Annotated in this window: 16 protein-coding genes; 9 read left to right on the forward strand and 7 right to left on the reverse strand. The window is 71.8% G+C overall.

Annotation, left to right across the window (positions count from 1 at the left end; all coding sequences use genetic code 11):
* Window positions 1–94: 94 nt before the first annotated feature.
* Both ACH4D5_RS04415 and galE read left to right on the forward strand, forming a co-directional pair.
* Window positions 95–1687, forward strand: a complete 1593-nt coding sequence (locus tag ACH4D5_RS04415) for a glycosyltransferase (protein ID WP_398298546.1) — start codon at window positions 95–97, stop codon at window positions 1685–1687.
* Between the two features lie 74 nt (window positions 1688–1761).
* Entirely contained in the window at window positions 1762–2745 is a 984-nt protein-coding gene (gene galE / locus ACH4D5_RS04420; RefSeq protein ID WP_398298375.1) for a UDP-glucose 4-epimerase GalE, read from the forward strand.
* Window positions 2746–2794: 49 nt separating this feature from the next.
* Here galE and ACH4D5_RS04425 read toward each other — a convergent pair whose 3' ends face one another.
* A complete protein-coding gene (locus tag ACH4D5_RS04425) occupies window positions 2795–3415 on the reverse strand; it encodes a TetR/AcrR family transcriptional regulator (RefSeq protein WP_398298377.1) in 621 nt (206 codons plus the stop codon).
* Window positions 3416–3543: 128 nt separating this feature from the next.
* On the opposite strand from ACH4D5_RS04425, the gene ACH4D5_RS04430 reads away from it, so the two are divergent.
* The 5 genes from ACH4D5_RS04430 to ACH4D5_RS04450 all read left to right on the forward strand — a co-directional run bounded on the left by ACH4D5_RS04430 (window position 3544) and on the right by ACH4D5_RS04450 (window position 13174).
* Window positions 3544–4455 (forward strand): ABC transporter permease, encoded by a 912-nt coding sequence (locus tag ACH4D5_RS04430; RefSeq protein WP_398298379.1) that lies wholly within the window; start codon window positions 3544–3546, stop codon window positions 4453–4455.
* Complete coding sequence (locus ACH4D5_RS04435) at window positions 4448–5236, forward strand: ABC transporter ATP-binding protein (RefSeq protein ID WP_398298381.1); 789 nt, start codon at window positions 4448–4450, stop codon at window positions 5234–5236. The genes ACH4D5_RS04430 and ACH4D5_RS04435 overlap by 8 nt, the downstream gene beginning before the upstream one ends.
* An 80-nt stretch (window positions 5237–5316) precedes the next feature.
* Window positions 5317–9237 carry a CDP-glycerol glycerophosphotransferase family protein gene (locus tag ACH4D5_RS04440; protein ID WP_398298383.1) on the forward strand — a complete coding sequence of 1307 codons (3921 nt, stop codon included), beginning with the start codon at window positions 5317–5319 and terminating at the stop codon, window positions 9235–9237.
* Window positions 9234–11474 carry a CDP-glycerol glycerophosphotransferase family protein gene (locus tag ACH4D5_RS04445; RefSeq protein WP_398298385.1) on the forward strand — a complete coding sequence of 747 codons (2241 nt, stop codon included), beginning with the start codon at window positions 9234–9236 and terminating at the stop codon, window positions 11472–11474. The genes ACH4D5_RS04440 and ACH4D5_RS04445 overlap by 4 nt, the downstream gene beginning before the upstream one ends.
* Entirely contained in the window at window positions 11471–13174 is a 1704-nt protein-coding gene (locus ACH4D5_RS04450; RefSeq protein WP_398298387.1) for a glycosyltransferase family 2 protein, read from the forward strand. The genes ACH4D5_RS04445 and ACH4D5_RS04450 overlap by 4 nt, the downstream gene beginning before the upstream one ends.
* A gap of 272 nt (window positions 13175–13446) precedes the next feature.
* On the opposite strand, the gene ACH4D5_RS04455 is transcribed toward ACH4D5_RS04450, so the two are convergent.
* Window positions 13447–13785, reverse strand: a complete 339-nt coding sequence (locus ACH4D5_RS04455; protein WP_398298389.1) for an ATP-binding protein — start codon at window positions 13783–13785, stop codon at window positions 13447–13449.
* 246 nt (window positions 13786–14031) lie between these two features.
* Between ACH4D5_RS04455 and ACH4D5_RS04460 the strand changes: the two genes are divergently transcribed.
* Together ACH4D5_RS04460 and ACH4D5_RS04465 are read left to right on the forward strand one after the other, a co-directional pair.
* Window positions 14032–14544, forward strand: a complete 513-nt coding sequence (locus ACH4D5_RS04460) for a GntR family transcriptional regulator (protein ID WP_398298548.1) — start codon at window positions 14032–14034, stop codon at window positions 14542–14544.
* Window positions 14541–15323 (forward strand): GntR family transcriptional regulator, encoded by a 783-nt coding sequence (locus tag ACH4D5_RS04465; RefSeq protein WP_398298391.1) that lies wholly within the window; start codon window positions 14541–14543, stop codon window positions 15321–15323. The genes ACH4D5_RS04460 and ACH4D5_RS04465 overlap by 4 nt, the downstream gene beginning before the upstream one ends.
* Before the next feature lie 28 nt (window positions 15324–15351).
* Here the strand turns inward: ACH4D5_RS04465 and ACH4D5_RS04470 are convergent, their stop codons facing one another.
* From ACH4D5_RS04470 to ACH4D5_RS04490, 5 genes are all read right to left on the reverse strand, one after another.
* The gene (locus ACH4D5_RS04470; protein WP_398298393.1) at window positions 15352–16878 is read right to left on the reverse strand and encodes a hypothetical protein; all 1527 of its coding nucleotides are present in this window, start codon (window positions 16876–16878) and stop codon (window positions 15352–15354) included.
* The gene (locus ACH4D5_RS04475) at window positions 16862–17380 is read right to left on the reverse strand and encodes a GtrA family protein (RefSeq protein WP_398298395.1); all 519 of its coding nucleotides are present in this window, start codon (window positions 17378–17380) and stop codon (window positions 16862–16864) included. Before ACH4D5_RS04475 ends, ACH4D5_RS04470 begins: the two co-directional genes overlap by 17 nt.
* The gene (locus ACH4D5_RS04480; protein ID WP_398298550.1) at window positions 17377–18108 is read right to left on the reverse strand and encodes a polyprenol monophosphomannose synthase; all 732 of its coding nucleotides are present in this window, start codon (window positions 18106–18108) and stop codon (window positions 17377–17379) included. The genes ACH4D5_RS04475 and ACH4D5_RS04480 overlap by 4 nt, the downstream gene beginning before the upstream one ends.
* A 161-nt stretch (window positions 18109–18269) precedes the next feature.
* On the reverse strand, window positions 18270–19388 hold the full coding sequence (locus ACH4D5_RS04485) for a sugar phosphate nucleotidyltransferase (RefSeq protein ID WP_398298397.1): 1119 nt from the start codon (window positions 19386–19388) through the stop codon (window positions 18270–18272).
* 224 nt (window positions 19389–19612) lie between these two features.
* Window positions 19613–24559, reverse strand: a complete 4947-nt coding sequence (locus ACH4D5_RS04490; protein WP_398298399.1) for an NAD-glutamate dehydrogenase — start codon at window positions 24557–24559, stop codon at window positions 19613–19615.
* Window positions 24560–24888 lie beyond the last annotated feature (329 nt).

The following is a 24888-nucleotide window of genomic DNA, read 5'->3' on the forward strand; positions in this document are numbered from 1 at the left end:
GGACCGCAACCTGCCTCACCCGACTGCCCAGAACACTCCTGCCACTAACCCGTCCGCCTCCTCCGCCCCCTCCGCCTCCCTCGTCTCCGTCGTCGTGATCGGCTACAACGACGCGGCCCACGTCGCGGACGCGGTGCGCTCCGCGCTGGCCCAGGGGCCCGTCGTCCACGAGGTGATCGCCGTCGACGACTGCTCGACGGACGGCAGCCGCGAGATCCTGGCCGCGCTCGCCGCCGCCGACGGACGCGTGCGGGTCGTCCGCCGCGAGACCAACAGCGGCGGCTGCGGCACCCCCCGCAACGACGGCATCGACGCCGCCGCCGCGCCCTACGTGATGTTCCTCGACAGCGACGACGTGCTGCCGCCCGGCGCGGCCGACGCCCTGCTCGCCGCCTCGCTGAAGCACGACGCGGAGGTCGCGTCGGGGCTGTGCGTGCGCCGCGAGCTGCCGTCCGGGCGCGAAGTGCCCTGGCAGCCCGAGCTCTATCCGCGGGCCCGGCTCGTCGCCCGTCCCGAGCTGCGCACCCGCCTGGTCCACGACACGCTCTGCGTCAACAAGCTCTACCGCACGGCGTTCCTGCGCGAGCACGGCATCCGCTTCCCCGAAGGCCGCTTCATCTACGAGGACTTCGTCTTCACCGCCCGGGTCCTCGCCGCCGCGCCCCGCATCGCGCTCGTCCCCGACACGGTCTACGTCTGGCACGTGCGGCGCGCCGCCGCCAAGCTGTCGATCTCCCTGGACCGCTCCGGGATCACCAACTGGCAGGCCCGCATGGAGGCGCACCGCCAGTCCGTGGAGATCCTGCGGGACGCGCGCGGCACCGGCGGCAAGCGGCTCGCGCGGGCGGCCCGCGCCAAGTTCGTCGACCACGGCCTGCGCATGTACACGCGTGAACTCACCGCGCGCGGCCCGGAGTACCAGCGCGAGTGGTGGACCCTCACGCGCGCCTACCTGGCGACGTTCGACGCCGCCGACCTCGACGCGGCGCCCGCGCCGGGCCGGGTCATCGCCCGCGTGATCCTCGCCTCCGAGCGGCCGCGCGACCTGACCCGCCTGAAGCAGGTGGCGGCGCGCCCGGCCCGGCTCGCGCCGCCGTACCCGACGGCGGCCGACGGCACGCCGGTCTGGGCGGCGGACCTGCCCCAGGTCACCCTGGAGCACCTGCTCGTACGCCCCATGCGGCTGCTGCCCGTCGCGGTCGACGGTGAGCTGCGGCCCGGCGCGGGCGGTTCGCGGCTGACGCTGCGGCTGCACGAGCTGTACGGGCGCGTGGCCGGCGCGGGCCCGGCCACGGTCGACGTCGAGCTGGCCCACCGGCACGACGGGCGGCCCGGGCTGCGCCGGACGGCGGCGTTCGGCCCCGAGCGGGCCGACGGGACGTGGGCCGCCACCGTCCTGCTCGACCTCGGCTCGCTGGCCGACGGCGTGTGGGACCTGCGCCTGCGGCTCCACTTCGACGACGGGACGACGCGCGACACGACCGCGCACGCCGTCGCCGGGCCCGGGCTGCTGCGCCGCACGGTGGTGCCGAGCCGGCGGCGCGGGGTGCTGCTCGTCCAGCCGTACGCCACGCAGGCGGGGAACCTCTCGGTGCGGCTCGCGCCCGGGGTGCGGGGCGTGGCGGGCGTCGCGAAGCGGCGTCTTGGCCGGGTGCTGCGGTCGGTCCGCAGCGCCGTGGGGCACTGACACTTACCCGACACCGCCTCTGCGACACTGCACGTCCACGCATCACACTCGCGACAAGACGGGACAAGACGACCATGACCTGGCTGATCACCGGCGGCGCCGGATACATCGGGGCGCACGTCGTCCGCGCCATGACGGAGGCGGGCGAGCGGGCCGTGGTCTACGACGACCTGTCCACCGGCGTCGCCGAGCGCCTCCCCGACGGGGTGCCGCTGGTGGTCGGCTCGGTCCTCGACGGCGAGCTGCTCACCCGCACCTTCGAGGAGCACGGGGTCACCGGCATCGTGCACCTGGCGGGCAAGAAGCAGGTCGGCGAGTCGGTCGAGCGCCCGCTGCACTACTACCGGGAGAACGTGGAGGGCCTGCGCGTCCTCCTGGACGCGGCGGTCTCCTCGGGCGTCGCCCACTTCGTCTTCTCCTCCTCCGCCTCGGTGTACGGCATGCCCGAGGTCGACCTCGTCACCGAGGAGACGCCGTGCCTGCCGATGAGCCCGTACGGCGAGACGAAGCTGGCCGGCGAGTGGCTGGTCCGCGCCGTGGGCCGCGCGCACGGGCTGACGACGGCGTCCCTGCGCTACTTCAACGTGGCGGGCGCGGCGGCTCCCGACCTCGCCGACACCGGTGTCTTCAACCTCGTCCCGATGGTCTTCGAGAAGCTCACCGACGGGGAGGCGCCGCGCGTCTTCGGCGCGGACTATCCGACGCCCGACGGCACGTGTGTCCGCGACTACATCCACGTCGTCGACGTCGCCGAGGCCCATGTGGCGACGGCCCGCAAGCTCGCGGCGTCCGCGCCCGGCACGGATTTCGTCTTCAACGTCGGGCGCGGGGAGGGGGTTTCGGTCCGCGAGATGGCGGATCTGATCAACGAGGTGACGGGCTACGACACCCGCGCCGAGGTCACCTCGCGCCGTCCCGGCGACCCGGCCCGCGTGGTGGCCTCCGCACACCGCATCGCCACGGAACTCGGCTGGTCCGCGAAGCGTGACGTCCGCGAGATGGTCGCGTCGGCGTGGGAGGGGTGGGTGCGGCTGCACCCCGGGGCCGGACGGAACTGATCTGACCACCTCCTGAGGGACCCTCGGAGCCCACCCCTGAGGGAACCCCTCAGAGCGCCCGCAGCCCCGCCGCCGTAGCCGACGCCAGTCGGCTCAGGTAGCCCTTGGGGAGGTCTGCCCTGACCACCACCGATCGCCAGTAGAGCGGGCCGGAGATCAGGTCCAGGGCCAGGCCCTCGTCGGCGGTCTTCTTCATCTCGCCCCGTTCCACGGCCGCCCGCACGATGCCGCTCGCCACGCCGTGCTGGCCCTCGCGCAGTGCCTTCTGCAGCGCTTCCGCGATCTCGGGGTTGCGGGCCGCCTCCGCCTGGAGGTCCGGGATGATCTGCGAGGCGACCGGGTGGCGCAGGGCGCGTGAGGTCACCTCGTAGAGCAGGCGCAGGTCGCCCTCCAGGGAGCCCGTGTCGGGGGCCGGCAGGCCCTGCACCGCTATCGCCGACACCAGGTCGAGCACCAGGTGCAGCTTGGACCGCCAGCGGCGGTAGACCGCCGTCTTGCCGACGCCCGCGCGGCGGGCGATGCCCTCGATCGACATGCGCGCGTAGCCGACGGAGGCCAGTTCCTCGAAGACGGCCGCCCTGATCGCCTCGGTCACGTCCTCGCGGAGCACGGCCGCCCCGGCGGGCGCCCTGCGGCGCGGCTGTTCACCCTGTGGCCTGCTCGTGGTCATGCGGCAAGCATAAAGCGTCACGACGATACGGTTGCGTTCCGACGTCGCATCGTCCTACTCTCGGCGTTGCGACGATACGGGCCCGTCCCGACGTACGCCCCAGCCTCCCCCGAGCGAAAGCGACGGACGTGAGTCAGGTCCTCGACGCAGCCCCGCCCCCCGTCACGCCCCCCCTCTCCCCCGCCGAACTGGCCGCCCTGCACGGCCTGAGCGTCAGCGGCGCCCGGCCCTCGCTGCCCGCCTATGTGCGGCAGCTGTGGCAGCGCCGGCACTTCATCACCGCCTTCGCGACCGCCAAGCTGACCGCCCAGTACAGCCAGGCCAAGCTCGGCCAGCTCTGGCAGGTGATGACCCCGCTCCTGAACGCGGCGGTCTACTACTTCATCTTCGGCGTGCTGATGAACACCAAGCACGACGTCAAGGACTACGTCCCGTTCCTCGTCACCGGGGTGTTCGTCTTCACCTTCACGCAGGCCTCGGTGATGGCGGGCACCCGGGCGATCTCCGGCAGCCTCGGGCTGGTCCGCGCCCTGCACTTCCCGCGGGCCTCGCTGCCCATCTCGTACTGCCTGCAACAGCTCCAGCAGCTGCTGTTCTCCATGGCCGCGCTGCTCGTGATCCTGCTCTGCTTCGGCGTCCCGCCCACCGCGTCCTGGCTGCTCGTGGTGCCGGTTCTCGCGCTGCAGTTCACGTTCAACACCGGCCTGGCTCTCGTCATGGCGCGGCTCGGCAGCAAGACGCCGGACATCGCGCAGCTGATGCCGTTCGTCCTGCGCACCTGGATGTACGCGTCCGGGGTGATGTGGAGCATCGACGCCGTCCTGAAGGACCAGCACCTGCCGCGCGTCGTGCAGGCCGTCCTGGAGGCCAATCCGGCCGCCGTCTACATCGACCTGATGCGGTTCGCGCTCATCGACACCTTCCGCGCGGACCAGCTCCCGCACCACGTCTGGGCGTGGGCCCTGGGGTGGGCGCTGCTCGCCGGGGTCGGCGGGTTCATCTACTTCTGGAAGGCAGAGGAGACGTACGGCCGTGGCTGAGACCGGGAACGAGAACGCCCCCACCGTGATCGTGGACGCCGTCGACATCGTCTACCGCGTGCACGGCGCGGGCGCCACGGCGGGACGCGGCGCCGCGACGGCCGCGCTCGGCCGGATCCTGAAGCGGGGCGACTCCGGCGGCGTGCGCAAGGTGCACGCCGTCAGGAACGTGTCCTTCACGGCGTACAAGGGCGAGGCCATCGGCCTCATCGGCACCAACGGCTCGGGCAAGTCCACGCTGCTCAAGGCCGTCGCGGGGCTGCTTCCCGTCGAGCGCGGGCGCATCTTCACCGACGGCCAGCCCTCGCTGCTCGGCGTCAACGCCGCCCTGATGAACGACCTGACCGGCGAGCGCAACGTCCACCTCGGCGGCCTCGCGATGGGCATGTCCCGCGAGCAGGTCAAGGAGCGCTACCAGGAGATCGTCGACTTCTCCGGGATCCAGGAGAAGGGCGACTTCATCACCCTGCCCATGCGGACGTATTCGTCGGGCATGGCGGCCCGCCTGCGGTTCTCCATCGGCTCCGCCAAGGACCACGACGTGCTCCTCGTCGACGAGGCCCTGGCCACCGGCGACCGCTCCTTCCAGAAGCGCTCCGAGGCCCGCATCCGCGAGCTGCGCAAGCGCGCGGGCACGGTCTTCCTGGTCAGCCACAACAACAAGTCGATCCGCGACACCTGCGACCGCGTGCTGTGGCTGGAGCGCGGTGAGCTGCGCATGGACGGGCCCACGGAGGACGTACTGAAGGAGTACGAGCGGTTCGCGGGCGGCAAGGGCTGACCCCTGGCCCGTATCCCTTTTGTCGCATCAATACGCCCATCCTTACACTTAGGGAGCGTTTAGCAACAGAAGGAGTGCGCGTGCAGCCACGGCTGAGTGTTGTCGTCCCCGTCTACAACGTCGAGCTCTACCTCGACGAGTGCCTGGAGTCCCTGGCGGCACAGACGTTCACGGACTTCGAAGTGATCATGGTCGACGACGGGTCGACGGACGGCAGCGCGCTGATCGCGAAGGCCTTCGCGGCGGCCGATCCCCGCTTCCGGCTCATATCCCAGGAGAACAAGGGCCTGGGCGCGGCGCGCAACACGGGTGTGCGGGAGATGTCGCCCGACAGCGAGTACCTCGCGTTCGTGGACAGTGACGACACCCTGCCGCCCACGGCGTACGCGCTGCTGATCGAGACGCTCGACGAGACAGGATCGGACTTCGCGGCGGGCAACGTGACCCGCTTCCGCTCCGCGGGACACGTCCAGTCGCCCGTGCACCGCGTGCCCTTCGCGGCGACCCGGCTGCGGACGCACGTGTCGAAGTTCCGCCCGCTGCTCACCGACCGCACCGCGTGGAACAAGGTCTACCGCCGCTCCTTCTGGGAGCGGCACCAGCTCGCGTACCCGGAGGCCATGCTCTACGAGGACGCGCCCGTCAGCGTCCCCGCGCACTACCTCGCCGAATCCGTGGACGTGCTCAGCGAGCCGATCTACAACTGGCGCGAGCGCGAGATCGGCGAGCGCTCCATCACGCAGAACCGCACCAACCCGCAGGGGCTCATCGACCGCGTGAAGTCGATCCGCATGGTCCGCGAGTTCATGCTCGCGCGCGTCGGCGAGGACCCGATGTACGCGGAGCATCTGCGGGTCTACGACAACAACGCGCTCGCTGAGGAGATCCCCCTCTTCTGGAAGGTGCTCCCCGGCTCCGACGCCGCCTACCAGGAGGCGTTCCTGGAGCACGTCGGCCGGCTGGTCCGCGAGATCGGCCAGGACGCGGTGCGCGCGCTGCACGTACCGCACAAGCTGAAGCTGTACCTGACCGTGCACCGGCGCCTGGACGAGCTGATCGCGCAGCTGGAGTTCGAGAAGGAGCACCCCGGTTCGATCCCCGTCACCGGGACGCTGCACCCGAAGGCCGACTACCCCTTCCTCGACCCGACCTCCCCCGTACCGGACGCCGTCCTCCGCCTCGACCCGGAGCTGCGGCTGCGCAGCCGCCTCGACAAGGCCGCCTGGCACGACGGCAAGCTGTGGCTGTCCGGCTGGGCGTTCCCGCGCCAGCTCGGCGCCGAGTCGCGGAGCAAGGCGCTCAAGTCGCTGATCTTGAAGGAGAAGGGCAGCCGCCGCACGGTGCTCGTGCCCGCACGCAGCCACCTCGACCCGGAGGCGACGGTGGCGTCCGGCGCCGAGTTCCGGCACGCCGACTGGGCGGGCTTCGGCGCGCTCGTGAACCCCGCGCGGCTGCGGCACCGCGGCAAGTGGGTCGACGGGCTGTGGTACGTGCGGATCGCCGTGGCCGGCACGGGTTCGACCCCGCGGCGCGGCCCGCTCCACGGCGCGGGCACGGGGTCCGGCCAGACGCCGCCCGCGCACTGGGTCACCGAGGACGTCCGCGTCGCCCCGCAGATCCAGGACGGCGAGCTCGCCCTCCGCGTGGAGACGGCGCACGCACGCGCCCTCGAAGTCCGCGCCGAGGGCGCCGACCTCCTCGTACGCGGCATCCTGCGCACCGCCCCCGCCGGCGAGCCCCGGCTGCGCATGCGCCACCGCGAGTCCGGCACGATCCTGACGGCGCCGCTGTCCCTCGACGCCCCGAAGGACGGCCGCATCCCGTTCACGGCCCGCGTCGACACGGCGTCCCTGACGGACGTCCGAGAAAACCACGAACGCCTCCGCCCCACCCAGGCGGAACGCTCGATAGCCCGCTGGGACATGTCGATCGAGATCACCACACCTACGACGAGCAACCTGCCCACTCCCACCGCAGACGCCCAGGCCGCTCCCGCTGCGGCCGACCAGCCCGCTTCCGCTGCGGCCGCCGAGGTCGCTCCCGCCACGGACGGCCAGCCCGCTCCCGCCGCCGACGGCCAGCCCGCTCCCGCTGCGGACGGCCAGGCCGCTCCCGCTGCGGCCGCCGAGGCCGCTTCCGCCGCGGACGGCCAGCCCGCTCCCGCCGCCGACGGCCAGCCCGCTCCCGCTGCGGACGGCCAGGCCGCTCCCGCTGTGGGCAGGCGTTCCGCACGGCGGAACGGGTGGGCACAGCCCACGGTGCCGGGTGCGGAGACCGAGGCTCCAGTCAAGACGACCCGTCTTGCGCTGATCCTGGACGACCGGGAGGGCTTCTCGGGCGCCCAGTTCGCGCAGGGGGACAGCTCCCGCACCGTCTACGCCCGGCGCAGCCCAGGAGGCTACCTCCAGTTCTGCGACCAGCCCGTCCAGCCCCTGGTGGACCACGTCTCCGTACAGCCCGACGGCACCGTCACCCTCACCGGCAGCTACCCGGCGAAGGGCACCCACGACCTGGAACTGGTGCTCCGCCAGACCTGGTCGGGCCACGAGTACACGTTCCCGGCGAAGGCGGCCGACGGCCGGTTCGAGGCCCGCTTCGTCCCCGCCCCCACCCACCGCTACGCCGGCGCCACCCCCCTGCGCGCCGGCTTCTGGTGGCCGTCCGTGCAGAAGCCGGACGGCTCCCGCACCGCCGTCCAGCTCGCCCCGCCCGTCCACGCGTCCCTCCCCCTGGAGGTGGAGGCGCACGGCAAGCGTGTCGAGCTGCAGGCCCGCCAGTACGACCAGCTCGCCCTGATGGCCCACTCCGAGCTGCGCCCCGACGAGCGCAGCCGCCACCGCCAGACCCGGCTGCGCACCGAGGCCTACCCGGCGGCCCGCCACGAGCCGCTGCGCGAGGCCGTCCTGTACGACGTGTTCGGCGGCCGCATGTACGGCGACTCGCCGCGCGCCATCCACGAGGAGATGGTCCGCCGCGGCCTGCCCGTCGAGCACCTGTGGGTCGTCAAGGACGGCCAGTGCGAGGTCCCGGCCACCGCGAAGCCGGTCCGCGTGCACAGCCCCGAGTACTACGAGGCGATGGCCCGCTCCCGCTACATCGTCGGCAACACGCACTTCCCGCGCTGGCTGGAGCGCCGCGAGGGCCAGCAGATCGTCCAGACCTGGCACGGCACCCCGCTGAAGCGGATCGGCTTCGACTTCGACAACGACCACTTCGCGAGCACCCAGTACCTCACGGACCTGGACCGCGAGCGCCACCAGTGGACGATGCTGCTCTCCCCCAACCGGTTCAGCACCCCGATCATGCGCAGCGCCTTCCGCTTCGGCGGGGACGTCGACGGCGAGCTCCTGGAGGCCGGCTACCCGCGCAACGACGTGCTGCTCGCCCCCGACCGCGCCGAGCGCGCCGCCCACGTACGCCGCGCCCTCGGCCTGCCCGAGGGCAAGAAGGTCGTCCTGTACGCGCCGACGTGGCGCGAGGACAAGCAGCGCCACCGCGGCGGCTTCCTCCTCGACCTGCGCATCGACCTGGCGAAGGCGCGGCGTGAGCTGGGCGACGACCACGTCCTGCTCGTCCGGCCGCACGCGCACATCGTGGAGCCGGTGCCGGGCGCGGGCGACGGCTTCGTGTGGGACGTCGCGAGCTACCCGGACATCATGGACCTGCTCCTGATCGCCGACGTCCTCGTCACCGACTACTCCTCGGTGATGTTCGACTTCGCCGTGACGGGCCGTCCGATGCTGTTCTTCACGTACGACCTGGAGCACTACCGCGACCGCCTGCGCGGCTTCTACTTCGACTTCGAGAAGCGCGCGCCCGGACCGCTGCTGCCCACCTCCGACGAGCTGATCGCCGCGCTGCGCGACCTCGGCACGGTGAGTGAGCCGTACGCGCGGGCGTACGACGAGTTCCGCGCCGAATTCTGCGACCTGGACGACGGCGGGGCCGCGCGCCGCGTCGTCGACCGGATGCTCGCCCACCGAGGGGCGGCCACCGCATGAGCACATACGAGGGGGACCCCGCGATGCCGGACCAGCCGCAGCTGAGCGTCATCGTCCACGGCCGCAACGTCCAGGGCCATCTCGGCGCCTGCCTCGACGGCCTGACCGCGCAGGTGTCGCCCGGCGTCGAGGTGATCGTCGCCGCGGTGGGCGCCTCCGCGCAGGCCGCCGCGGCGGGCCGGACCGGCGTCACCGTCGTCCCGCTGCCCGAGGGCACGGGCGACGGCGCGGCCCGCGCCGCGGGCGCCGAGCGGGCGGCGGGCCGGTGGCTGCACTTCGTGCACAGCAAGGACAGCGTGCCGACGGGCGCCCCGCGCGCCGTCGCCGACCGCACGGCCGACCTGCCGGACGGCGTGGACGTACTCGTCGTCGACCACGTCCGCTCGACGTGGCGGCACCAGGGCATGCCGAGCCCCGACGGGAAGCACCTCGCCAAGCAGGGCCGCCGCGACCTGCCCCTCGCGGACTGCCCCAACCTCCTGAAGGTCACGCCCCTGCTCGGCACCCGCGTCCTGCGCGCGGACTTCTGGCGGGCGCACCGCGACCAACTGGACGTCGACGACGAGACGTTCGCCGCGTACGCCGCGCTGCTCCTCGCCGGCCGCGCGGCGGCACTCGACCAAGTCGCCCTGAACGTACGGGAACTGCGCACGGAGAGCCTGCCCACGGGGCGGCCCGAGGAGCGCTACGGCGTCATCGACCGCTACGAGTCGCTGCTGCGGCTCGCCACCCGCCTCGGCCTCCCGGCCGCGCCCCGCGCCGCGCTCTACGACGTGATGGTCGGCGACTGCCTGCGGATCATCGCCCGCGAGAACCTGCCGGACCCGGTGCGCAGGGAGTTCTTCCACCGCGCGTCGAAGGCGGCGGTCGCCGGGCGGCCCGCGGGCCATCAGCACCCGGGCGGCCTCGAAGGGGTGCGGCGCCGCCTCCTCGAAGAGGACGCGTACACCAAATACCGCACGTTCCAGACCGCCAACCAGCAGCGGCGCAAGCTCCGCTCGGCGGTCGTCTCGCGCAAGCACAAGGTGGGCCTCAAGGTCCGCGACCTGCGCTACCGCAGGGCCCTCGACCGCCCCGTCGACCCCCACCTCGCGGTCTTCACGGCCTACTGGGACCGCGGCGTGGCCTGCAACCCGGCGGCGATCGCCGCGAAGCTCGCCGAACTCGCCCCGCACATCCACCCGGTGTGGGTCGTCTCCGCGGCCAACGTGCCGCTGCTGCCGCCCGGCACCGACCACATCGTGCCCGGCACGCCCCGCTACTGGGAGGTGATGGCGCGCGCCAAGTACCTGGTGAACAACGTCAACTTCCCCAACGCGATCGTGAAGCGCCCCGACGCGATCCACCTCCAGACCCACCACGGCACGCCCCTCAAGCGCATGGGCCTCGACCAGCTCGACTACCCGGCGGCGGCCAAGGGCCTCAACTTCCACAGCCTGCTCGCCCGCGTCGACAAGTGGGACTACAGCGTCTCCGCGAACGGCCACTCCACCGAGATGTGGGAGCGCGCCTACCCCTCCACCTATACGTCGCTCGACTACGGCTATCCGCGCAACGACGTCTTCTACAGCGCGACGGCCGCCGACATCCGCGCGATCCGCGAGAAGCTCGGCATCGCTCCCGGCAAGCGGGCGATCCTCTACGCGCCCACCCACCGCGACTACGAAGCGGCCTGGACCCCCCGCCTTGACCTGGCGACACTCGCCGACCGCCTCGGCGAGGACACGGTGCTCCTGGTCCGCGGCCACTACTTCTACGGCGGCGCCGCCTCCCCGCTGGCGGGCCTGCGCAAGAGCGGCCGGGTCATCGACGTCTCGGCGTACGACCCGGTGGAGGAGCTGGCACTCGCGGCGGACGCACTGATCACGGACTACTCGTCGATCATGTTCGACTACGCCAACCTCGACCGCCCCATCGTCATCTACGCCGACGACTGGGAGACGTACGCGACGACGCGCGGCGTCTACTTCGACCTCCTCGCGGAGGCCCCCGGCAAGGTGGCACGCACCCAGGAGGAGCTGACCGGGCTCCTCACCTCCGACGCCTGGCGCGACGAGGAGGCCGGCAAGGCGCGCAAGGCGTTCCGTGAGCGCTTCTGCGAGTACGACGACGGGCGCGCGGCCGAACGCGTCGTACGCCGCGTCTTCCTCGGCGAGAGCGAGGACTCCCTGCCGCCCGTCACCCCCGTCGACGAGCGCACCCCGGCACCGACGCCCGAGGAGGCGACTCAGCGATGACTCCGACTCCTGACGCAGCGACGACCATGACTCCTGACGTGACGGTCACGGTGATCGTCTACAACGACGCGGAACGCCTCCCGCGCGCGGTCGCCTCGCTGCGCCGCCAGACGCACGCGAACATCGAGATCGTCATCAGCGACGACCACTCGACGGACGAAACGCCGTCCGTCGCACGGCGCCTCGCGGCGGAGGACGACCGCATCACCTACCTCCGGCTGCCCGAGAACAGCGGCGGGTGCAGCGCGCCGCGCAACCGCGCGCTGGAGATCGCGCGCGCCCCGTTCCTGATGTTCCTGGACAGCGACGACGAACTCCCTGAGCAGGCGGTGGAGTTGCTGCTCGCCGCGCACCGCGAACGGGACGTGGACTTCGTGATGGGAGCGGTGGAGCGGGTCCGTGTCGACACGGGCCGCACGTCCACGTGGATGGCGCACCTGGTCGCCGAGCGGCGCACGGTCGAGGGCATCGAGGCGGAACCCGCCCTGTTCTTCGAGCACTTGTCGACGAGCAAGATGTACCGCCGCGAGTTCCTGGACCGGAACGGGCTGCGCTTCCCGGAGGGCATCCACTACGAGGACCAGCTGTTCTCGGCGCAGGCGTACTGCCTCGCGAAGTCCTTCACGGTGATCCCCGACCCCGTCTACCGCTGGTACATCGCCCCGTACGAGGCGGCGGAGTCGGCGTCGATCTCGAACCAGCGCCACAAGCTGTCGAACGTCCGCGACCGTGTCCACGTCCAGCGCCTGATAGACGAGTTCATGGAGACGAGCGGCCACTCGGCGGCCCTGCGGGAGGCCAAGGACTACAAGTTCCTCAAGCACGACTTCCGGATGTACGCGGGTGACCTCCCCTACCGGGACGAGGAGTGGCTGGCGGGCTTCGCGTCCATCGTGAACCCGTACCTCGCGGAACTGTCTCCGGGCGCTTACGCCCGCCTCCCCCGCGCCGAACGGGTCGTCCTCCGACTGGTCCGCGACGGCCGGCTGCCGGAGGCGCAGCTCGCGGCGCGCGGCCTGGGCCACGGGGTGGCGCCGCGCGAGACGGCGGCGGACTCCTGCGGCCGCGTCTACTGGGGCCCGTACGTCCCCGAGTCGGAGCGGTCCCGCGCCGAACTCGACCTGACGGACCAGGGCCTGGATTCCCGGCCCTTCCCGAGCGCACAGTTCCGCCACGAGATCACGCGCGTGGAGCGCGGGCCCGGCGCCTCCGTCGACCTCTCCGTCCGCACGTACGACCCGGGCCTGCGCCTGCCGGTCGGCCCCCAGGTGGCCACGCTCCTGCTCGCCCCCGGCCGCCGCCGCATGAAGACACCCTTCCGGCTGGACCCGGTCCGCCCGGGTGTCTTCGACGGAACGGTACGCCTGGACCTGACGGCGGCCCCGCTTCCCCTCAACGGCTTCGAGGGCACGCGCCACCCGGTCCTCCAGCTGACGGCCGGCACACTCCGCAACACGTCCCTGCTCCTGGCCCCTCTCACCTTCCCGACCCTCAGGGCCCGCGTGGACTACCGGGGCGGGGCGCTGCCCCACGAGGTCACGGTGGAACCGGAGGGGCGGGCCTCGGGGCGCCTCCAGCTCCGCTGGACCCCGGTGGGCGTCACGTCGAAGGTCATACGCCCGCTGGCCCGCAAGGCAGGCGCGAAGGCCGGCGCACGGCTCCGCAGGGCGGCACACCTGGCCGGCACCCTGACCCGCTGACCCCCGGGCCAGCCCACCAGCCCGCCCCCGGGGGCCGGGCTGGCCCACCCCACACGAACCGCCTCCCCCCACCTCACCGCCCCCCACCGCCCCTTCCCCACCCACCCGCCCCCACCTACCCGTGGCTCTACCCCAATCCCAGCCACCCCGACAACAACCAGCACTGCCCACCCCCAAAGCAACGCCACCCACCCCCAAAGGCCCCCTCCCCACCCACTCGCCCCCACCACGTGGGCGGACTGCCCTCCAGCCACAGGCCCCCCGCCCACCTCTCAACCCACCTTGAGGACCAGCCACACGGTTTTTCCTGGAACGTGTGGAACGACACCGAAGTCGTCGGCCAAAGCCCTGGCGATGAGAAGCCCTCGACCGCCCTCGTCGTCGACGTCAGGGTGCGTCACCTCCGGGCACCCGCCGCCACTGTCACGCACCTCGATTCGGACCAAGGCACCATCGACGACAAGCCGCAGGCAGAACTCCCGCCCCGACGGAACGCCGTGCAGCACAGCATTCGTGGCCAGTTCGGAAACACAGACCCGCACGTCGTCCAGTCGATCAGCGACGCCCCACTCCGTGAGGGTCTCGACGGCGAAGGTCCGCGCGGCGCGCACAGATCCACGGGCGCGGGGAAATCGTCGTTGCCGTGACAGGGGCACGGAGAACCACCGCCTTGCTCCTAGGCTGTACAGTCGCGCGAAACGTATCGCTATTCGCGAAAAGCAGCAAGGTATGGCCATGGCGGCCACGGTGTGTGGTTCGCTTAACGTGTAAAGCGGCAAGGCCACCCGGGCCACCCCTCACCGGCCACGCAGGAGGACACCGTGAGCGACTCCGACAGCACGTGGGTCAGCACCTCGATGCCGTATCTGAAGCCCCGCAGGGAGGGGCAGTCCGACGCCTGGGCCGAGGAGGCCGCCGCACGCGGAGGCAAGGGCACCCAACGCATCGCACACGCAGGCGAGGTCCCGGCGCCGGACGACGTGGCCGGCCTGCTCCGCATCGCCGCCGGAGACCCGGTCATCGTCCGCCGCCGCATCATCGAACTCGACGGCGCACCCTGCGAACTGACGGACACCTACTACCCCGTCGACATCGCCCGCGGCACACCCCTCGCCGAGACCGGCAAGATCCGCGGCGGAGCCGTGACCCTCCTCGCCGCCCTCGGTCACGTCGGCGTACGTGTCCGCGAGGACGTGACCGCCCGTATGCCCGACGCCGACGAACGCGAAGCCCTGCGCCTGGGTCCGGACGAACCGGTCCTCCGGCTGAGCCGAGTGACGCTGGACGCCCGAGGAAACCCACTCCAGGCCGACCTGATGCTCATGCCCGCACACCGCCAACAGCTCCGCTACGAGATCAGGATCGGATGACAGTGCCCCACACCGACAACGACGCTGTCACCGACCGACGCTCCCTGCACGAGCGGATCGCCGCGGACCTCCGTGACGAAATCATGAGCGGTGACCTGGCCCCGGGCTCCAAACTGCCCTCGACCGCCCAGCTCAAGACCCGCTTCGACGCCTCCAACGCGACCGTCCAGAAAGCGCTCCAGGTACTCAAGGACGAGCGCCTCGTCCTGGGACGAGCGGGAGCCTCTGTCACCGTACGTGAACATCATCAGCGGACCATGCGGCCCGCCTCCTACATGGCCCCGGCCCCGCCGGGAGAGCCCTACCGCTGGCTCACCGAGGCGGTGAAGCACGGCACGACGGCGCACAGCACCCTGCTGGACGTCGCAGAGGTCCGGCCACCCGCCGATGTCTCGGCCGCCCTGAACCTCACGGAGGACGGAACAGCACTCCTCCGTCACCAGATCCTCACCATCGACGACGAGCCGGTCGAACTGGTCAAGTCCTACTACCCGTTGGAGATCGCCGGAGGCACCGCCATCGCGGTCAAACGGAGGATCAAGGGCGGCACCCCGGCCCTCCTCGCCGAACTCGGTTTCCCACCGCGCCTGAGCGTGGACCGCGTGTCCGCCAGAGTCCCCACCCAGGAACAGTTCCAGGCCCTGAAACTCCCCACCGACCTGCCCGTCCTCCGCACCCTGCGCGTCGTCTACAGCGACGGAGACCGCCCCATCGAAGCCACCGTCATGGTGAAGGCGGGCCACCTCTACGAGTTGCAGTACGAGTTCACCCACGAGTGACCCGTGGTCGCGGCGCTCAACAGCCGGCTCAGCCCCACACCACTTCGTACAGCACCTGCCCCTCGGGCCCGCCCCCCGCCCGGCGGAGGGCGGGGTCCCCCGCCCCCAAACCCCCGTCCCCCGGGTACTGCACGATCCAGCGCACCCCGTAACGGTGCAGAACAGCCAGCCTCCCCGCACGGGACGTACCCGGCGCGAAATAGTCCCGCACCGCCGCCAACCGCTCCTCCTGGTCCGGCAGGAAGAAGTCCGGGTAGCCGGGGGCGACCGTGTAGGGGCCGTACGCCGGGATCTGGCGGGAGGGAAACGTCTTCGCCAGCACCACGTCGCCGTACTTCACCTGCGGCGCCAGCCAGTCGTAACCCGTCCACGGGACCTTGTACTTGGCGGCCACCGGACCGGGCAGGGCACCCTTCGGCACCACATATCCCAGCGTCCCCGCCTGCGTCCACGCCCCGGCGAGCAGCGCCACCCCCAGCACCCCCGCGAAGGCGCGCCGCACGCCCGTCCGTCCCGCCTCGAAGACCTCCAGCGCCGCCGCCACCTGCGCCGGGATTAGGGCCGCCGGCAGCACCCTGCCCCACGAGTAGTGGCCGGTCAGGCCGCCCGCCGCGAACATCGCCGCGCCGAGGAGGAAGAACAGGACCAGCGAGTCCCGGCGGTCCCGCCGCAGGCGCAGCGCCAGCGCGGCCACGCCCAGCAGGGCGAGACCGAAGTGCGGCAGCAGGTTCCGGTAGAGCGAGCGGTGGATCTCCTCAAGACCGCCCACTCCGAAGAGGTCGAAGAAGGAGTAGTAGGGCCAGATCGCCAGCGCCACGAGCCCCACGCCCAAGCCACCCGCCAGCCGCGCCCACACCGCCCGCGTCGGCCACGGCCGGGCCCCGAGCACCATCGCCAGCGCCCCGAACGACGCGACCACACCCGTGAACTGGTGACTCAGCAACGCCACCGCCCACAGCGCCCCGAGGCCAAGAAAGGCCGACCACCCCGCCCCGTCCCCGCGCAGGGCCTTCCGCAGCAGCGCCCACAAGTGGAAGGAGAGCCCGAGCGCGAACGTACTCGGGTAGGAGACCGTCAGGGCAAGGGAGTTGAGGCCGAGGAAGCCGCTCCAGTTGAAGAGCCCCGGACCCCAGAGCAGGAGCAGGCAGAGCAGGGCCAGGGCCGGCGCGCCCCGCCGGGCGCTCAGCGTGCGTACGAAGTGCCAGACCCCCGTGACCAGCAGAGCAAGCCCCACCAGCGCGGCCACCCTCAGCACCACGAACGTGCCGAGCCCCGTCGCCTTGGCCAGGCAGCCGAGCAGCAGCATCCAGGGCGAGTAGTACGGGCTCGGGGTGTCGGCGTCGACCAGCGGATTGCCCGGGTCGGCCAGGTCGTGGCGCAGGCGTTCGACGGTCGCCGCGTGGATGCCCAGGTCGCCCGCCCAGGGCAGGCGCACGATCACGAGGAGCAGCAGGGCAAGGACGAGGAGCGCCGCTCCCCGGACGCACCCTCTGACCGCTCCCCGGACGCCCCCTCTGGCCGCTCCCCGTATGACCCCCTTAGTGGCGACGCGCATCGTGCTGGAAGACCCACGTCCGGTAGACCAGGAAGCGGAACGCCGAGGCGAGGACGATCGACAGGGCCTTGGCGATGTTCGAGCCGAGCGGCCCGCTCATGCCGGCCCCGTGGTACGCCGCGTAGAACAGGACGCTCTCCATCACCACGCCGATCCCGCTGAACGCGAAGAAGAGCGCGATCTGCCGCTTGGTGCGCGAGGCACGGTCGCGGTAGGCGAAGAAGCGGAAGCCGAGGTAGTTCGTGCCCATGGCGACGCAGCTGGCCAGCACCGTCGCCGTCATCGCGCCCGAGGCGGCGAAGCCGTGCAGGAGGAGGTTGAAGACGACGAGGTTCACGGCGACACCGCTGCCGCCGACCAGGCCGAACTTCACGACCTCCAGGACCAGCCCGCGCAGCCGCGCGAGAGTGGACGGAGCGGCCGGGGACGGCGCGGGGGCGGCGGGCCCCACAGTGGTCGCGGCGGACGGGGCTTCCGCCAGAGTGGAGGCCGGGGCCGTCATCCGCGCACCCCCGTGCCCCGTCCGCCCGCTCTCCCGTCGAGCCGCAGCTTCCACGGCATGACGACCGACTCCAGCTGCACCATCAGGTTCATCTTCGACTCGCCGACCGTGCGGTCCTCGAAGTGGATCGGCACCTCCATGACGCCGTAGCCGCGGCGCAGCGCCCGGTACTTCATCTCGACCTGGAAGCTGTAGCCCGCGCTGTTCACGGAGGCGAGGTCGATGGCGCGCAGGGCGTCGGCGCGCCACAGGTTGAAGCCGCCGGTGATGTCGCGGACGCGGGTGCCGAGGATGGTGCCCGCGTACGCGTTGGCCCAGCGGGAGAGCAGTTTGCGGTGGGCGCCCCACGCGTCGGAGAGCGTGCCGCCCTGGACGTACCGGCTGCCGACGACGACGCCCGCGTCCGTGGCGAGGGCGACGCCGAGGAGTTCGGCGGCCTTCTCCACGGGGTGGCTGCCGTCGGCGTCCATCTGGAGGACGTAGTGCGCGCCCTCGGCGACGGCCCGCGCCATGCCCGCCGCGTAGGCGCGGCCGAGGCCGTCCTTCTCGGTGCGGTGCAGGACGCTCATGCGGGCGCTGCCGTACCGCTCGGCGAAGCGTTCGGCGATGTCGCCGGTGCCGTCCGGGCTGGAGTCGTCGACGACGAGGAGGCGCAGGCCGGGCAGCGGGAGCGCCATCAGGGCCTCGGCCATGCCGGGCAGACTGCCCGCTTCGTTGTACGTCGGCATGACGACGGTCAGCGGCGTCGCGGCCCACGCCTCGGGCAGCCGGGCGGCGAGGCTCTCGGAGAGCTGCCCCGAGCCGTGCTCCAAGGCACCGCGCTCCGAGCCGTGCTCCACGGCGCCGCGCCCCGAGCCGTGCTCCGGCATGTCCTGGGGGAGGTTCACTGTCACTGCTCAAGCCCTTCGATGGTCGGCGATGCGTGGGGGACGTCCGGCGAGAAGCGGAGCGCCGCGTCGGGCAGCACCGCCTCGCACCACACCCGCGCCCCGGTCCGCAGTTCGTTGTCGGCCCCCACGCGCGCGCCGTCCCCGACGACCGCGCCTTCCAGGACGGTGCGGCGCCCGACGCGGGCCCGCGCGCCGATCAGGCTCCGGCGGATGTCGGCGCCTGCCCCCACCTCCGCCCCGTCGAGCACGACCGAGCCGTGCACGACCGCTCCCGCCCCGATGCGGGCCCCGGCGCCGACGACGGTGCCCGCCGCGAGGCCGGCGTCCGGCGCGACGTGGGCGCCGGGCAGGACGAGCGCCTCGCCCCGCTCCCCCGGCAGGGCGGACGAGTGGATGACGCCGCGTACGAGATCGGCGGAGGCCTGGACGAGCGCTTCGGGGCGGCCGAGGTCCAGCCAGTAGGCGTCCTCGACCAGGCCGTGCAGATACGCGCCCGAGGCGAGCAGCCCCGGGAACGTCTCCCGCTCCACGGAGACGGCGCGTCCCCCGGGGATCGCGTCGATGACGGACCGCCGGAACACGTAGGCGCCCGCGTTGATCTGGTCGGTGACGATCTCCTCGGGCGTCCGCGGCTTCTCGGTGAAGGCGAGCACGCGCCCGTCGGCGTCCGTCGGCACGAGTCCGAAGGCCCGGGGGTCGTCGACGCGGGCGAGGTGGAGCGTGACGTCGGCGCCGCGCTCCCGGTGGGCCGCGACGAGGCCGCGGATGTCGACGCCGCTGAGGATGTCGCCGTTGAGGACGAGGACGGGTTCGTCGCTGCCGGACCGCAGGCGCCGCCCGGCGTGGCGGATGGCGCCGCCGGTGCCGAGGGGCGCGTCCTCGACGGCGTACTCCAGTTCCAGGCCGTACGCCGCCCCGTCCCCGAAGTACGGTTCGAAGACCTCGGCTAGATGGCAGGTGGCCAGCACGACGTGGTCGACGCCGGCGGCCGCGAGGCGGGCGAGCTGGTGGGCGAGGAACGGGACCCCGGCCGCCGGGACCATCGGCTTCGGCGTGTGGACCGTGACCGGCCGCAGCCGGGTGCCCTGCCCGCCGGCCAGCAGAATGGCTTCCGTCATCGCCTCGCTCGCGACCTTCCCTGCGCATCGGATCTCGTACCGCCATCAGACAATCTCACCCACCTTAGACCGAATGTCTGAATTGATGGGGTATGGCGAGGCATGGCGAATGTCATCACCCGTTCCGCGCCGCGGAAGCAACCAATCCGCTCGCGGCGCACTCCGCCACGCGCAAGGGGGCGCCCCGGGCCGAAAACGGCCCGGGGCGCCCCCTTTAACAGAAACTACGAATGCGTGCGCAGCAACGTCCGCATCGTCCGCATCGCCACCGACAGGTTCGCCAGGTCGAACGCGTCCGAGCTCTGGATCTCCTCCAGCGTCGTCCGCGCCCGGCTCAGGATCGGGGCGTTCTTCTCCTCCCACGCCTTGAAGCGCTGCTCCGGCGTGGAGGCGCCGTTGCCGACGGCGAGGACGTCCGCGGTGAGCGCGGCGTGCGCGGCGTACAGGTCCTCGCGGATGGAGGCGCGCGCCATGGACTGCCAGCGGTCGGCCCGCGGCAGCTCGATGATGCGGTCCATGAGCTGGGTGATGCGGAGCCGGTCCGCGAGGTCGTAGTACACCTCGGCGACCGCCATCGGCTCCTTGCCCGTCCGCTCGGCGACGGCGACGATGTCGAGCGCCGGGAAGGCGGACGAGAACCCGGCGACGCGCTGCGCGAGCTCGGCGGGCACGCCCGCGCCCGTCAGCTCGTCGCGGATGCCCTGGTACCACTCCAGGTCGGAGCCGCGAAGGAGCTGCGGCAGCTCGGCCCAGACCTCGGCGACGCCCTTGCTGAAGAAGTCGATCGTCTCGGCGAGCTGCAGCGGCTGCGGCCGGTTGTTGAGCAGCCAGCGCGAGCCGCGCTCGACGAGGCGCCGCGAGTGCAGCCTGACCCGGGTCTGGACGTCGGCGGCCACGACGTTGTCGAGCGCCTCGACCGCGTCCCACACCTCGCTCAGGCCGAAGATCTCGCGGGCGGCGAGCTGCGCCCGCACGATCTCCTCCAGCGAGGCACCGGTCTCCTCGCGCAGCCGGTGCAGGAAGGTCGAACCACCGGTGTTCACCGTGTCGTTGACCAGCACGGTCGTGATGATCTCGCGGCGCAGCGCGTGCCCGTCGACCTGCTCGGGGAACTTCTCGTGCAGGGCCTTCGGGAAGTACGCGTGCAGCAGCCGCCGCAGATACGCGTCGTCGGGCAGCGTCGTCTGGATCAGCTCGTCCGCGGCCGTGATCTTCGTGTAGGCGAGGAGCACGGCAAGCTCGGGCTGGGAGAGGCCGCGGCCGGAGTTGAGCAGCTCGCGGATCTGCCGGTCGTTCGGCAGGAACTCCAGACCCCGGTCGAGGTGGCCCTGCTTGCCGAGCCTGCGCATGAAGCGCTGGTGGGCGTGGAGCAGGGACGACGACTGGGCGACGGCGTTGGCGAGCGCGGTGTTCTGCGCGTAGTTGTTGCGGAGCACCAACTGACCGACCTCGTCGGTCATCTCGGCGAGCAGCTTGTTGCGCTGCTTGACCGTCATGTCGCCGTTGGCCACCACCGCGTTGAGCAGGATCTTGATGTTCACCTCGTGGTCGGAGGTGTCCACGCCCGCGCTGTTGTCGATGGCGTCGGTGTTGATGCGGCCGCCGGCGCGCGCGAACTCGATGCGGCCCAGCTGGGTGAGGCCGAGGTTGCCGCCCTCACCGACGACCTTGACGCGCAGGTCCTGGCCGTCCACGCGGATCGCGTCGTTGGCCTTGTCGCCGACGTCGGCGTTGGACTCGGCCGACGACTTCACGTACGTACCGATGCCGCCGTTCCACAGCAGGTCGACCGGCGCCTGGAGGATGGCCTTCATCAGGTCGGCCGGGGTCATCTTGGCGACCTTGCCCTCGATGCCGAGCGCCTCGCGGATCTGGGCGTTGAGCTGGATCGCCTTGGCGCTGCGCGGGAAGATGCCGCCGCCCGCGGAGAGCAGCTCCTTGTCGTAGTCGGCCCAGGAGGAGCGCGGCAGCTCGAAGAGGCGGCGGCGCTCGGCGTACGAGGTGGCGGCGTCCGGCTTCGGGTCGATGAAGATGTGCCGGTGGTCGAATGCCGCGACGAGCCTGATGTGCTCGGAGAGCAGCATGCCGTTGCCGAACACGTCACCGGACATGTCGCCGACGCCGACGACCGTGAAGTCCTCGGACTGGGTGTCGCAGCCCAGCTCCCGGAAGTGCCGCTTGACGGACTCCCAGGCGCCGCGGGCGGTGATGCCCATGCCCTTGTGGTCGTAGCCCGCGGAGCCGCCGGATGCGAAGGCGTCGCCGAGCCAGAAGTCGTACGACTCCGCGACCTGGTTGGCGATGTCCGAGAACGTCGCGGTGCCCTTGTCAGCGGCGACCACCAGATAGGTGTCGTCCTCGTCGTGGCGCACCACGTCGGCCGGCGGCACGACCTCGCCCGCGACCAGGTTGTCGGTGATGTCGAGCAGCGCCGAGATGAACGTCTTGTAGCAGGCGACGCCCTCCGCCAGCCACGCGTCGCGGTCCACGGACGGGTCGGGCAGCTGCTTGGCGACGAAGCCGCCCTTGGCACCGACGGGCACGATGACGGTGTTCTTCACCATCTGCGCCTTGACCAGGCCCAGGATCTCGGTCCGGAAGTCTTCCTTCCGGTCGGACCAGCGCAGTCCGCCGCGCGCCACCTTGCCGAACCGCAGGTGGACACCCTCGACACGGGGCGAGTACACCCAGATCTCGTACGCGGGACGGGGCGCCGGCAGGTCGGGGATGGCCTGCGGGTCGAACTTCATGGAGACGTAGTTGTGCGGTTCGCCGCTCTCCGCCGTCTGGAAGAAGTTCGTCCGCAGCGTCGCCTTGATGACGGTGAGGAAGGAGCGCAGGATGCGGTCCTCGTCCAGGGACGCGACCTGGTCGAGCGCGCCGTCCAGCTCCTCCAGGAGCCCGTCGGTCAGCTCGGTCCCGGCGCGCTGGCGGTCCGGCGACATCCGCGCCTCGAAGAGCGAGACGAGCAGCCGCGTGGTGTGGACGTTGTTGCGGAGGGTGTCCTCCATGTAGTCCTGGCTGAACGTCGAACCGGCCTGGCGCAGGTACTTCGCGTACGCCCGCAGGACCATCGCCTGACGCCAGTTGAGCCCGGCGCGCAGGACCAGCGAGTTGAACCCGTCGACCTCGGCGGCACCGGTCCAGGCGGCGGCGAAGGCCTCCTGGAAGCGCTCGCGGCCGTCGTCGCCGAGGTAGTCGCCGTTGCCGTTCGGGGACTTGGGCATGCGGAGCCCGAAGTCGTAGATCCACGCGTGCGTACGGTCCGCGCAGCGCAGCTCGTACGGACGCTCGTCGGTGACCTCGACGCCGAGGCGCTGCAGCACGGGCAGCACGGCGGAGAGGGAGACCTGCTCACCGGTGCGGTAGATCTTGAAGCGGCGCTCGCCGGGGGCGGCGCCCACCGGCTCGTACAGGGAGAGGGCGAAGTCCTTGTCGTCGTGGCCGAGCTGCTCCAGGTGCTGGAGGTCGGCGACGGCGGCGCGCGGCGTGTGGTCGGCCTTGTAGCCCTCGGGGAAGGCGCTCCCGTACCGGCGCAGCAGTTCGGCGGCGCGCTCCTCGCCGCACTCGGCGGTCAGCGCCTCGGCGAAGCCGTCGGCCCAGGAGCGGGCGGCGTCGACGAGCCGCCCCTCGATGCGCTCGACGTCGGCTTCGGAGAGGTCGGGGACCTCGCCGCCCTTGGGCACCCGCACCACGAAGTGGATGCGGGAGAGGATCGACTCGGTGTTCCAGGCGGTGAAGTCGACGCTTGCGCCGTTCAGCTCCTCCTTGAGGATGTCGATGATCCGCAGCCGGACGCCGGTGGTGTAACGGTCGCGCGGCAGGTAGACGAGGGCGGAGTAGTAGCGCCCGTACTCGTCCTTGCGCAGGTAGAGCCGCAGCCGGCGGCGCTCCTGGAGGTAGAGGACGCTCGTGACGATGGCCCGCAGCTCGTCGGCGGGCGTCTGGAAGAGCTCGTCGCGCGGGTACGTCTCCAGGATCTGGAGCAGGTCGCGCCCGTCGTGGCTGTTGGCCGAGAACCCGGCGCCCTTGAGCACCTCCGCGACCTTGCGGCGGATGACGGGCACGCGGCGCACGGACTCGGTGTACGCGGCGGACGAGAAGAGCCCGAGGAAGCGCCGCTCCCCCACCACGTTGCCGTCGGCGTCGAACTTCTTCACGCCGACGTAGTCGAGGTAGCTGGGCCGGTGGACCGTCGCCCGGCTGTTGGCCTTCGTCAGGACGAGGAGCCGGTGCTCGCGGGCCTTGGCGCGCGCGTCGGCGGGCAGCCGGTTGAAGGACGGGCTCACCGGGTGGTGGTCGTCGCTGTCGTGCTTCGGGTCGGCGCGCAGGATGCCGAGGCCGGTGCCGGGGACGGCGGCGAGGGAGTCGTCGTCCGTGAGGTCGTACTCACGGAAGCCCAGGAACGTGAAGTGGTTGTCGGCGAGCCAGCGCAGCAGCTCGCGGGCCTCCTCGACCTCCTGGTCGGGCAGGTCACCGGCGGTCGGCTCGGTGGGCAGCTCGTCGGCGATGCGCAGCGCGGCGTCGCGCATCTTCTCCCAGTCCTCGACGGTCTCCCGCACGTCGCTGAGGATCCGCAGCAGGTCGGCGGTGATCTGCTTCAGGTCGGCGCGGTCCGTCTCGCGGTCCATCTCGACGTGGATCCACGACTCGACGAGCGCGTCGTGCGGCCGCTCGCCGCCGGCCCCCTCGGTCAGCACCTCCAGGAGCTTTCCGGTCACGTCACGCCGCACGATGACCTGCGGGTGGATCACGACGTGGATGCCGCGCCCCTGCCGGGACAGCTCGTTGGTGACGGAGTCGACGAGGAAGGGCATGTCGTCGGTGACCACCTCGACGACGGAGTGGCTGCAGGTCCAGCCGTTCTCCTCGACCGTCGGGGTGTGGACCCGCACGTTGGCCGTCCCCTGGGGGCGGTTCTCGGCGAGCCGGTAGTGCGAGAAGGCGGCTCCGAAGACGTCGACCGGGTCGCGGTCGGCCAGGTCCTCGGGGGCGGTGTGCAGGTAGTAGCGCTGGAGGAACGCGAGAGCCGTGTCCTGGTCCGGCGTGGCCTCGCTCGTCGTCCCGGTCGGTGCACCGCTCGGCAGGCGCCCTCCGACCGGGCTGTTCTCAGCGACCCGGGCGGCCCTCGCGAGCAGCTCGGCCTTGGCTTCGTCCAGCTTGGTCTGCATTGTCCTCTGACTCCTGTCGCGCGCCATTGCGTGACGTAGAAGGAAGTGATGTGCCGTGACGTCGCGGCCCGGGGTCTCCGGCCGGAATCGACGTTATGCCGCGGTGCGGGAAGAGCGGTCGGCTTTCCGCCATTTTCAGCGGTTCCGCTGACGGATGGCATGCCCGGCCGGTCCGGCCGCACCGCGAAGAAGCGTCAGCGAGGCCCCGGGCACGGTTGTCCACCGTGTTCCCCGGGCGCAGAGCGGGGGCGTCCATGCCCCCGCGGGATATCGCGCTGATCACGGGTCAAGGCTATCGCTCCCGACCCGGAAGCCGTCATGAGCCGTAT

It is taken from the genome of Streptomyces sp. NPDC018029 (assembly GCF_044327655.1).
Lineage (GTDB): Bacteria > Actinomycetota > Actinomycetes > Streptomycetales > Streptomycetaceae > Streptomyces.